The sequence below is a fragment of the Mycobacterium sp. genome, assembly GCF_025965855.1.
GTDB lineage: Bacteria > Actinomycetota > Actinomycetes > Mycobacteriales > Mycobacteriaceae > Mycobacterium.
In genome coordinates, this window is record NZ_JAOPWB010000315.1 from 1 (window position 1) to 11,428 (window position 11,428).

Below are 11,428 nucleotides of genomic sequence, written 5' to 3' on the forward strand. Positions count from 1 at the left end.
TGCAGCAGCCGGAGCGTGCCGATCACGATGTCGACGGTCCCGTCGGCCAGGCCGTCGATCACCGCGCGGGACTCGGTGGTGTCGGTGAACCGGGACAGCCCCTTGACGGTCACCGGGAAGTCGGCCATCCGCTCCCTGAACGTCTGCAGGTGCTGGTCGGCGAGCAGCGTGGTGGGCGCCAGCACGGCGACCTGTTTGCCGTCCTGAACCGCTTTGAAGGCCGCCCGCACCGCGATCTCGGTCTTTCCGTAGCCGACGTCCCCGCAGATCACGCGGTCCATCGGCACCGGCTTCTCCATGTCGGCCTTGACCTCGGTGATCGCGGTGAGCTGGTCGACGTTCTCGTTGTAACCGAACGGGTCCTCCATCTCGGCCTGCCAGGGGCTGTCCGGCCCGAACGCGTGTCCGGCGCTGGCGTGGCGTTTGGCGTACAGCGCCACCAGCTCGCCGGCGATCTCGCGCACCGCGCGGCGCGCCTTGGTCTTGGTGTTGGCCCAGTCGCTGCCGCCGAGCCTGCTCAGCGCCGGCGCCTGCCCGCCGACGTAGCGCGACAGCTGGTCCAGGGAGTCCATCGGGACGTAGAGCTTGTCTGTATTTTTAGCGCCGCCACCCCGGTTCTTGCTCGACGCGTACTCCAGCACCAGGTATTCGCGCCGCGCGCCGCCGACGGTCCGCTCGACCATCTCCACGAACCGCCCGATGCCGTGCTGATCGTGCACCACCAGGTCGCCGGCGGTGAGCGCCAGCGGGTCGACGGTGTTGCGCCGCCTGGCCGCCAGCCGCTTGCCCTCGACGGCCGTGGCCCGGTTGCCGGTCAGGTCGGTCTCGGTGATGACGACCAGGTTGGCGCCCGCCACTATCACCCCGTCGTGCAGCGGGCCCTTGAGCACGCCGACCACCCCGGGCTTGGGCGCGACACCGGATTCCAGCATGGCGGCGGGGGTGTCGGACTCGGCCAGCCGCTCCACCACCCGGTGGGCGGTCCCGGTGCCGGGCGCGACGACGGCGGCATGCCCGCCGGTCGCGACGTGCGCGCGCAGCATCGCGAAGATGCCGTCGATGTCGTGCTGATGCCCGCGGGCCGACGGCGCGGCCCGGACGTCCAGCTCGACGCCCGACTCGTCGGCGAGCTGGCTCAGGGTCCACCAGGGATGACCGGCGCGGGCCGCCGCGGCCCGCACGTCGTCCAGCTCGGCGAACCCCGACCCGCCCAGCTGCTCGACGTCGACCGGCGCTTCAGTGCCCATGGCGGCGACCGACCACGACGCCTCGAGGAATTCGCGGCCGGTCTTGATCAGGTCGGCGGCCCGGCGGCGCACCTTTTCCGGATCGCACAGCAGGACGGGCGTGCCGTCGGCCAGCTGATCGGTCAGCAGCGCGTGATCGTCGGGACGCAGCACCGGAAGCAGCGCCTCCATGCCGTCGACCGGGATGCCCTCGGCCAGCTTCGCCAGCATGTCGGTGACGCTGCCGGTGATGGCGTTCTCGCCCGCGGGATCCCGGGCGGACAACTGGGCGGCCCGCTCCCGCACGTCGTCGGTGAGCAGCAGTTCACGGCACCCGACCGCAACCAGCGCGTCGACCTCGAGCTCCGGAATCGAGCGCTGATCGGCGACCGAGAACATCCGCATCTCGCTGACCTCGTCGCCCCAGAACTCGACGCGCACGGGGTGCTCGGCGGTCGGCGGGAAGACGTCGAGAATCCCGCCGCGCACGGCGAATTCGCCGCGCCGCCCGACCATGTCCACGCGGGTGTATGCCAGCTCGACGAGCCGGGCGATCACGTCCTCGAACGCGATCTCCTGGCCGATGGTCAGGGTGACCGGTTCCACCCCGCCCAGTTGCGGCGTCATCGGCTGCAGCAGCGAACGGGCCGCCGTCACGACCACCCGCAGCGGCGGGCCCAACCGCGCGTCGTCGGGGTGGGACAGCCGGCGCAGCACCATCATTCGGGCGCCGACGGTGTCGACGCCGGGTGAGAGCCGCTCGTGCGGCAGCGTTTCCCACGACGGAAAGACCGCCACCGCCTCGCCGAACACGCCGCGCAGCTCGGCGGTCAGGTCGTCGGCCTCGCGCCCCGTCGCCGTGACCACGAGCAGGGGCCCCAGCCGCGCCAGCGCGCTGGCGACGAACAATCGGGCGCTGGCCGGTCCGACCAGGCTCAATTCGGCGGGCCGGGCCGCCGCGCTTTCGGTCAATAGCTGGAACGTCGGCGCCGTCAGCGCCAGGTCCACGAGCCCCGCGATCGGGGTTTCTGGGCGAGCAGGCCCCGGTGCGGTCATGATGAATCCATTCTAGGGGGGCCTGGAAAAGCACTGAAGTTCGTCAATATTGGGCCCGGCGCCGTCAAGGGATCGTAAGAAAAGCGGCACTTGACCCTGTGCGGGCGCACGTTTGATTCATGACATTGCTGGACATCTTGCCGTCGATCGGGCATGCGGCTCCCCGACGGTTCGATTCTGCGATCTGGCCCGCCACCACGCATTCCGACGAGGAGGGCCGGCTCTGCGTCGGCGACGTACCCCTGGTCGATATCGCCGACGAGTTCCACACCCCGACCTACGTCATCGACGAAACCGACTTCCGCGGCCGTGCCCGCCGCTACCGCCGCGCGGCGCGCGGCATCGGGAGTATGGAGGTCGTCTATGCCGGAAAGTCACTGCTGACGACGGCGGTGGCGCGGTGGGCGCGCGAAGAGGGCCTCGGTATCGACGTCTGCTCGAGCGGTGAACTCGCCGTCGCCCTGGCCGGCGGAGTCGACCCGGCGCGCATCGTCGTGCACGGCAACGCGAAATCGCCCGACGAGCTGCGCGACGCGATACGAGCCGGCGTCGGGCGCATCGTGCTGGATTCGTGCATGGAGATCGCCTACCTCGCCGGGCTGGCGCGGCGGCGACAGCCGGTGCTCATCCGGGTGACCCCCGATATCGATATCCACGGCCACCGCGCCGTCACCACCGGCATCAGCGACCAGAAGTTCGGCTTCACCCTCGCCGGTGACCACGCCGCCGACGCGGTAAAGCGCGTGCTGGCGCATCCCATCCTCGACCTGGTCGGGCTGCACTGCCACATCGGCTCGCAGGTCACCGACCCGGCCCTCTACGGCGAAGCGATCCGCCGGATGATCGCCGCCATGGCCGATATCCGCGCCCACCACGGCATCATCCTCACCGAGCTCAACATCGGCGGCGGCCACGCGATCCCCTACGTCCCGGGCGATCGGGAACTCGACCTCGATGAGCTGGCCCGCGTCATCGAGGACGCGCTGGACGAGGCCTGCGCCGCCGAGCATTTCCCGCGGCCGACCATCGTGGTGGAGCCCGGTCGCGCGATCAGCGGCCGGGCCGGTGTGACGCTGTACCGGGTGTGCTCGGTGAAGACGCAACCGGGCGGGCGCACCTTCGTCGCCGTGGACGGCGGGATGAGTGACAACCCGCGGGTGTCGCTGTACGGCTCGCAGTACACCGTCACGCTGGCCAACCGGCACCCGCTGGGCGCCAAGCAGCGCGTCACGGTGGCCGGCCGGCACTGCGAGGCGGGCGACGAGATCGCCCGGGATATCGAGCTGCCGGCGGATCTGCACGCCGGCGACCTGTTGGCCGTGGCCTGCACCGGCGCCTACCACCACAGCATGGCGTCGAACTACAACATGGTCGGCCGGCCGCCGCTGGTGGGGGTCAAAGACGGCCGGGCCCGCACCCTGGTGCGCCGCGAGACGATCGCCGATCTGCTCTCGCGCGACTGCGGCTGACGCCGGCTTACTGGTCCTGCAGCCGGGGGTCGGCTTCCAGGTGGGTCAGGCCGTTCCACATCAGGTTGACCAGGTGCGCGGCGACGACTTCTTTCTTGGGTTCGCGGGTGTCGAGCCACCATTGCGCCGTCATCGACACCGAACCCACCAGCGCCTGGGCGTACAGCGGCGCCAGGTCCGGATCCAGGCCCCGACGGGCGAAGTCGCCGGCCAGGATGGAGCTGACCTGGCTGACGGCGTCGTTGAGCAGGCTGGAGTAGGTGCCCGAGCTGATCGCGGCCGGCGAGTCGCGAATCATGATCCGGAAGCCGTCGGTGCGCTCCTCGACATAGGTGAGCAGTGCCAGCGCGACGAGCTCTACCCGCACCCGGGACCGGTTGTTGGTCAGCGACGAGGTGATGCCGTCGAGCAACGCCGACATCTCACGGTCGACGACGACGGCGTACAACCCCTCCTTGCCGCCGAAATGCTCGTAGACGACGGGCTTGGACACGTTGGCGCGCAGGGCGATCTCCTCGATCGAGGTGCCCTCATAACCGCGCTCGGCGAACAGCGAGCGTGCGATGCCGATGAGCTGCTGTCGGCGATCGCTACCGGTCATGCGGGCGCGCGGCGCCCGCCCTTCCTTATCCGGCTCCTTGTCCAGAACGGCCACGTCAATCAGCGTATCGGTTCGCCGGAGGGAACTGTCCCGTCTAGAGTCTCTTGGTGGCGAGATCCCATTAGCCCCTAAGGGGCAGGGCATCCAATCCGTCGTGGTGTAATCGGCAGCACATCAGATTTTGGTTCTGAGAGTTCAGGTTCGAGTCCTGGCGACGGAGCATCGCTCTTTGCCGCGAGCGTGCACAAAATGACACGATTGACGGCGTGTCGGCGTACAGACACGCACGCTCGCGCAGAAAGGGGATTCATGTCGTTTCGTGGTGACACCGCGGTCCTGGTCCTCGCGGCCGGCCCCGGCACCCGGATGCGGTCCGACACCCCGAAGGTGCTGCACACGATCGCCGGCCGCAGCATGCTGTCGCATTCCCTGCACGCCATCGCCAAGGTGGCGCCCCAGCACCTGGTCGTGGTCCTGGGCCACGACCACCAGCGGGTCGCGCCGCTGGTCGCCGAGCTCGCCGACGCCTTGGGGCGCTCGATCGACGTGGCGCTGCAGGACCAGCCGCTGGGCACCGGGCACGCTGTCCTGTGCGGCCTGTCGGCCCTGCCCGACGACTACGCCGGCATCGTCGTCGTCACCTCCGGCGACACGCCGCTGCTGGACTCCGACACCCTGGCCGGCCTGGTCGCCACCCACAGCGCGGAGTCGGCCGCGGTCACCGTGCTCACCACCACGCTGGGCGATCCGGTCGGCTACGGCCGCATCCTGCGCACCCAGGACAACGAGGTGATGGCGATCGTCGAGCACACCGACGCGACGCCCTCGCAACGCGAGATCCGCGAGGTCAACGCCGGTGTCTACGCCTTCGACATCGCGGCGCTGCGATCGGCGCTGAGCCGGCTGAGCTCCAACAATGCCCAACAGGAGCTCTACCTGACCGATGTCGTCGCCATCCTTCGCGGCGACGGCCGGGCGGTGCGCGCTCAGCACGTCGCCGACAGCGCGCTGGTGGCGGGCGTCAACAACCGCGTCCAGCTGGCCGAGTTGGGCGCCGAGCTGAACCGCCGGATCGTCGCCGCCCATCAGATGTCCGGCGTCACCGTGATCGATCCGGCCAGCACCTGGATCGACGTCGACGTGACGATCGGCCGCGACACCGTCATCCAGCCCGGAACCCAGCTGCTGGGCCGTACCCGGGTCGGGGGTCGCTGTGTCGTCGGCCCGGACACCACGCTGACCGACGTCACCGTCGGTGACGGCGCGTCGGTGGTGCGCACCCACGGCACGTCCTCGTCGATCGGGGACGGCGCCACGGTCGGCCCCTTCACCTACCTGCGACCCGGGACCCTGCTGGGAGCCGACGGCAAGCTGGGCGCGTTCGTGGAGGCCAAGAACTCCGTCATCGGGACGGGCACCAAGGTTCCGCACCTGACGTACGTCGGCGACGCCGACATCGGCGAGCACAGCAATATCGGCGCCTCTAGCGTGTTCGTCAATTACGACGGCGAATCCAAGCGGCGCACCACCGTCGGTTCGCACGTGCGCACCGGGTCGGACACCATGTTCGTGGCCCCGGTGACCGTCGGCGACGGGGCCTACACGGGCGCCGGCACGGTGGTGCGCGACGACGTCCCGCCGGGGGCGCTGGCGGTGTCGGCGGGACCGCAACGCAACATCGAGGGCTGGGTGCGGCGCAAGCGTCCGGGCAGCGCGGCGGCCCGGGCCGCCGAAAGGGCCTCGGCAGAAGCGGGCGACGAGGCCGGCGAGAAAACCGAGCCCGAATAGACACCGTGAATTTGGTACCTGGCAACCCAGCCATAATTCCGTACGATTCGCTTCGTACGATTGGTTATCCATTTCGATCCCGAACGGCGGGGGCAATGCGTTGAGCCACGACTGGACCGATAACCGAAAAAACCTGATGCTCTTCTCCGGTCGCGCGCATCCGGAGCTGGCAGAGCAGGTGGCCAAGGAACTCGATGTCCACGTCACCGCCCAGACGGCGCGGGAATTCGCCAACGGCGAGATCTTCGTTCGCTTCCACGAGTCGGTGCGCGGCTGCGACGCCTTCGTCCTGCAATCCAACCCGGCGCCGGTCAACAACTGGCTGATGGAACAGCTGATCATGATCGACGCGCTCAAACGGGGCAGCGCCAAGCGGATCACGGCGGTCATGCCGTTCTACCCCTACGCCCGGCAGGACAAGAAGCACCGTGGCCGCGAACCGATCTCGGCGCGGCTGGTCGCCGACCTGCTCAAGACCGCCGGCGCCGACCGGATCGTGACCGTCGATCTGCATACCGACCAGATCCAGGGTTTCTTCGACGGGCCCGTCGACCACATGCGCGCCCAGAACCTCCTGACCGGCTACATCAAGGACAACTACCCGGACGGCAACATGGTGGTGGTCTCCCCCGATTCCGGCCGGGTGCGCATCGCCGAGAAATGGGCCGACGCGTTGGGCGGCGTTCCGCTGGCCTTCATCCACAAGACCCGCGACCCGCGGGTGCCCAACCAGGTGGTCTCCAACCGCGTCGTCGGCGAAGTCGAAGGCCGCACCTGCGTCCTGATCGACGACATGATCGACACCGGCGGCACCATCGCCGGCGCCGTGAATTTGTTGCGCGAAGACGGCGCCAGTGACGTGGTCATCGCGGCGACCCACGGCGTGCTGTCCGATCCGGCCGCCGAGCGGCTGGCCGCCTGCGGCGCCCGCGAGGTCATCGTGACGAACACGCTCCCGATCGGTGACGAGAAGCGCTTCCCCCAGCTCACCGTGTTGTCGATCGCGCCACTGCTGGCCAGCACCATCCGCGCCGTTTTCGAAAACGGCTCCGTCACAGGGCTTTTCGACGGGGACGCCTAGATGGCCGATACCGTCATCTACCACAACCCGAAGTGCAGCACCTCCCGCAAGACGCTGGATCTGCTGCGGGACAACGGTCTTGAGCCCACCGTCATCCAGTACCTGAAAACCCCGCCGCCACGGGGCGAGCTGGCTCGCATGATCCGCGAGGCCGGCATCGATGTGCGCACGGCGGTGCGCAAGCGCGAACCGCTCTACGCCGAACTCAACCTCGCCGATGCGACCGACGACGAGTTGCTCGACGCGATGGCCGAACACACCATCCTGATCGAACGGCCTTTTGTGGTCACGGCGAAGGGCACCCGGCTGGCTCGGCCGATCGACGCGGTGCGCGAGATTCTGTGAGACCTCGTGCTGCCGCGATGGTTGCGCTGACTGTGTGTGCGGTGGCCTGTGCACCGAAAGCCCCCGACTACCAGTCGATCTTGGCGCGCAGTTCGACGACGACCAGCGCCGTCAAGACGACCGAGAAGCCCGTCCCGTTGTCGCAGTACCTGGAAAACATCGGCGTCAACGGCCAACAGGTGGCGCCGGGATCGGTGCCGGATCTGAACGTGTCGATACCGACGCCACCGGGCTGGTCGCCGTTCAGCAACCCGAACATCGCCAAGGAGACCGAGATCATCTCCAGGGGCGGCAAGTATCCGACCGCGAGGCTCGTGGTCTTCAAACTGCGCGGGGACTTCGACCCGGCCCAAGTCATCAAGCACGGCAACGACGATGCCCAGCTGTTCGAGAATTTCAAGCAACTGGACGCCTCCACGGCGAACTACAACGGCTTTCCGTCGTCGATGATCCAGGGCAGCTACGACCTCGACGGCATGCGGCTGCACAGTTGGAACCGGATCGTCATTCCCACCGGATCGCCCCCCGCAAACCAGCGATACCTGGTCCAGCTGACCATCACCAGCCTGGCCAACCAGGCGGCCGCGGAGGCATCCGACATCGACGGGATCATCCACGGATTTGTCGTTGCCGCAAAGTGATTCGCACCCCGCGTGCGTAACGCCACGGCGAAAAAGCCCCGGAATTTTCGCCGTGGCGTTGCGTTCGCGAAAGTGCAACTGGCTACGTATTTCTCGAGTAGGACCGTCGGTAGTCGCACTTTCGCGGAACTCTTTCACTAAGCTCATCAGTCATGACGAACTGGACCGCCGCAGACCTGCCGTCGTTCGCCGGGCGCACCGTGATCATCACCGGCGCCAACAGCGGGCTGGGCGCGGTGACGGCCCGCGAATTGGCCGGCAAGGGCGCCAAGATCGTCATGGCCGTCCGCGACACGGGCAAGGGCGAGGCCGCCGCGCAGCAGATGACCGGTGACGTCGAGGTGCGCCGACTCGACCTGCAGGACCTGTCGTCGGTGCGCCAGTTCGCCGACGGCGTGGACAAGGCCGACGTGCTCATCAACAACGCCGGCATCATGGCCGCCCCCTACGCGCTGACCGCTGACGGATTCGAGAGCCAGATCGGCACCAACCATCTCGGTCACTTCGCGCTCACCAACCTGTTGCTGCCCAAGCTCAGCGACCGCGTCGTCACGGTGTCGTCGATGGCGCACTGGCCGGGCCGCATCGACTTCGACGACCTCAACTGGAAGAACCGGCGATACTCCCCCTGGCTGGCCTACAGCCAGTCGAAGCTGGCCAACCTGCTGTTCACCAGCGAGCTGCATCGCCGGCTCGATTCGGTTGGTTCGCGGCTGCGCGCGCTGGCGGCCCATCCCGGCTACTCGCACACCAACCTGCAGGGCGCCTCCGGCCGCAGGTTGGGCGACGCGCTGATGTCGGCCGTTACCCGGGTGGTGGCCACCGATGCCGATTTCGGCGCCCGGCAAACCCTCTACGCGGCGTCGCGGGACTTACCGGGCAACACGTTCGCCGGCCCTCGATTCGGCTCGGTCGGCCGAACGCAACCGGTCGGACGCAGTCGGCGGGCCCGGGATGCGGCCACGGCAACCGCGCTGTGGGACCTTTCCGAGCAGCTCACGGGCACCAAATTTGCGCTCTAGCCGGTTGTGCGCTGAGGGCTTCGACCGTGCGGTGAGGGCGAAAATTCCGTTAAATCCGCGCCCTGGATACACAGGACGCCCTACGAGCACACTCATCAATTTCCGCCCTGGCCCGCAGATGCGCTAACCTGACCGGGCGTCACGGCGAGGGTAGCTAGCACAGCACCGTTATCGACGGAGACCGACTCATATGTCGCGACCCTGCCGTGCCCCCAACGAGGTATTGAGCACAGAGGAGCGACACGATGGCCAAGTCCGCAGTCAACCAACTCACGGCCACGGTGCGAACCGAGACCGGCAAGGGCGCGTCCCGCCGGGCCCGCCGCGCCGGCAAGATTCCCGCCGTCCTCTACGGCCACGGCGCCGAGCCCCAGCACCTGGAACTGCCCGGGCGCGACTTCGCGGCCGTGCTGCGGCACGCGGGCACCAACGCGGTGCTGACGCTCGACGTCGCCGGCAAGGAACAGTTCGCGCTGACCAAGGCGCTGCACATCCACCCGATCCGCCGCACCATTCAGCACGCCGACCTGCTGGTCGTGCGCCGCGGCGAGAAGGTCGTCGTGGAGGTCACCGTCATCGTGGAGGGCGAGGCCGGACCCGACACCCTGGTCACACAGGAGACCAACACGATCGAGATCGAGGCCGAGGCGCTGTCGATTCCCGAGCAGTTGACGCTGTCGGTCGAGGACGCAGCACCGGGCACCCAGTTCACCGCCGGGCAGATTGCGCTGCCGAAGGGCGTCAACCTGATCTCCGACCCCGAAACGCTGGTGGTCAACGTGGTGAACGCGCCGACGGCCGCAGACCTCGAGGAAGAGGGCGCGGGCGAGGCGGCAGAGGGCGCGGCGGCTCCGGCAGAAGAAGAAGAGGCCGGCGAAGCCGAGGCCCCCGCGGCCGAGTCCGAGTAGGCGGCCCCCGACGTGGCCGAGCCGCTTTTGGTGGTCGGCCTGGGCAACCCCGGAGACAACTACGCCCGCACCCGGCACAACCTCGGGTTCATGGTTGCCGACCTGCTCGCCGCGCGGCTGGGTTCGAAGTTCAAGGCGCACAAGCGTTCCGGCGCCGAAGTTGTCAGCGGCCGGTTGGCCGGGCATTCGGTGTTGCTGGCCAAGCCGCGCTGCTTCATGAACGAATCCGGCCGCCAGGTGGGGCCGCTGGCGAAGTTCTATTCGGTGGCCCCGGCCGACATGATCGTCATCCACGACGACCTCGACCTCGACTTCGGCCGCATCCGGCTCAAGGTCGGCGGCGGCGAAGGCGGACACAACGGGCTGCGCTCGGTGGTGGCCTCGCTGGGCACCAACGAGTTTCAGCGGGTGCGCATCGGGATCGGGCGTCCGCCCGGGCGCAAGGACCCGGCGGCGTTCGTGCTGGAGAACTTCACCGCAGCCGAGCGCGCCGAGGTCCCGACCATCTGCGAGCAGGCGGCCGACGCCACCGAATTGCTGATCGAACTGGGGCTCGAGCCGGCGCAGAACCGCGTCCACGCCTGGTAGCGGCCGCCCTTAGCTGACGAGGGTGACCGAAGTGGATCGCCGCAGCTTGCCCGACGGCGTCTTCGGGATGGTGCCGGGGCCCAGCACCACGACGTTGCGCGGCCGCACGTCGACCTCGGCCACCACTTCGTGGGCGACCTGGTGCTCGATGCGGCGCACCTCGGCGGGATCCTGCCAGGCGTTGGACTCGACCGCGACGGCGAACGTCTCGCGGGAGTGGCCGGCGTCGAGGCGCACCGCGACGGCGCAGCCGGGCCGAACGCCCTCGACGCGGCCGGCGGCCCGCTCGATGTCGGTCGGGTAGATGTTCCGACCCGCCATGATGATGACGTCCTTGACGCGGCCGCAGACCACGATGTGGCCCTCCTCGGTCAGGTAGCCGAGGTCGCCGGTGTCGTACCAGCCCTGCTCGTCCTGCGCGGGGATGAAGCCGCCCATGGTGATGTAACCGGGCGTGACGGGTTCGCCGCGCAACTCGATGATGCCGACGCCGCGAGTCGGCATCACATTGCCCTGCTCGTCGATGATGCGGGCCTCGAGCCCCTCGAGCAGCGGGCCGAGCGTGGCCAGCCTGCGGGTGTTGCCCTTCGTCGCGGGCACCGCGCGCCGCAGAGCGGCCAGCAGGTCGCGGTCGACCTCGTCGACCACCAGGCCGGCGTTGCATTCGGAGAAGGACACCGCCAGCGTCGTCTCGGCCATGCCG

General features: G+C 68.7%; 10 protein-coding genes, 1 tRNA gene and 1 pseudogene. 9 read left to right on the top strand and 3 right to left on the bottom strand.

The window, feature by feature from the left end:
• A partial coding sequence (locus tag JWP83_RS26980; RefSeq protein ID WP_297737585.1) for a CarD family transcriptional regulator occupies window positions 1-2,282 on the bottom strand: 2,282 nt, incomplete at its 3' end.
• Between the two features lie 119 nt (window positions 2,283-2,401).
• On the opposite strand from JWP83_RS26980, the gene lysA reads away from it, so the two are divergent.
• Window positions 2,402-3,751 (top strand): diaminopimelate decarboxylase, encoded by a 1,350-nt coding sequence (gene lysA / locus JWP83_RS26985; protein ID WP_297737588.1) that lies wholly within the window; start codon window positions 2,402-2,404, stop codon window positions 3,749-3,751.
• A gap of 7 nt (window positions 3,752-3,758) precedes the next feature.
• On the opposite strand, the gene JWP83_RS26990 is transcribed toward lysA, so the two are convergent.
• A complete protein-coding gene (locus tag JWP83_RS26990; protein ID WP_297737614.1) occupies window positions 3,759-4,352 on the bottom strand; it encodes a TetR/AcrR family transcriptional regulator in 594 nt (197 codons plus the stop codon).
• A gap of 148 nt (window positions 4,353-4,500) precedes the next feature.
• Between JWP83_RS26990 and JWP83_RS26995 the strand changes: the two genes are divergently transcribed.
• The 8 genes from JWP83_RS26995 (at window position 4,501) to pth (ending at window position 10,725) form a co-directional block, all read left to right on the top strand.
• Window positions 4,501-4,572 (top strand) — tRNA-Gln (locus JWP83_RS26995).
• An 89-nt stretch (window positions 4,573-4,661) separates the two neighbouring features.
• Window positions 4,662-6,140 carry a bifunctional UDP-N-acetylglucosamine diphosphorylase/glucosamine-1-phosphate N-acetyltransferase GlmU gene (glmU, locus tag JWP83_RS27000; RefSeq protein WP_297737591.1) on the top strand — a complete coding sequence of 493 codons (1,479 nt, stop codon included), beginning with the start codon at window positions 4,662-4,664 and terminating at the stop codon, window positions 6,138-6,140.
• Window positions 6,141-6,240: 100 nt separating this feature from the next.
• Complete coding sequence (locus tag JWP83_RS27005) at window positions 6,241-7,221, top strand: ribose-phosphate diphosphokinase (RefSeq protein WP_297737594.1); 981 nt, start codon at window positions 6,241-6,243, stop codon at window positions 7,219-7,221.
• Window positions 7,222-7,566, top strand: coding sequence for an arsenate reductase (glutaredoxin) (gene arsC / locus JWP83_RS27010; RefSeq protein ID WP_297737596.1), 345 nt, complete (start codon window positions 7,222-7,224; stop codon window positions 7,564-7,566).
• Window positions 7,567-7,583: 17 nt separating this feature from the next.
• Complete coding sequence (locus JWP83_RS27015) at window positions 7,584-8,207, top strand: LpqN/LpqT family lipoprotein (protein ID WP_297737600.1); 624 nt, start codon at window positions 7,584-7,586, stop codon at window positions 8,205-8,207.
• 152 nt (window positions 8,208-8,359) lie between these two features.
• A complete protein-coding gene (locus JWP83_RS27020; protein WP_297737603.1) occupies window positions 8,360-9,229 on the top strand; it encodes an oxidoreductase in 870 nt (289 codons plus the stop codon).
• A 245-nt stretch (window positions 9,230-9,474) separates the two neighbouring features.
• The gene (locus tag JWP83_RS27025; protein WP_297737606.1) at window positions 9,475-10,137 is read left to right on the top strand and encodes a 50S ribosomal protein L25/general stress protein Ctc; all 663 of its coding nucleotides are present in this window, start codon (window positions 9,475-9,477) and stop codon (window positions 10,135-10,137) included.
• 12 nt (window positions 10,138-10,149) lie between these two features.
• On the top strand, window positions 10,150-10,725 hold the full coding sequence (pth, locus tag JWP83_RS27030; RefSeq protein WP_297737609.1) for an aminoacyl-tRNA hydrolase: 576 nt from the start codon (window positions 10,150-10,152) through the stop codon (window positions 10,723-10,725).
• A gap of 9 nt (window positions 10,726-10,734) precedes the next feature.
• On the opposite strand, the pseudogene JWP83_RS27035 reads toward pth, so the two are convergent.
• Window positions 10,735-11,428 (bottom strand): annotated as a pseudogene (locus tag JWP83_RS27035) (AMP-binding protein); the annotation flags it as partial.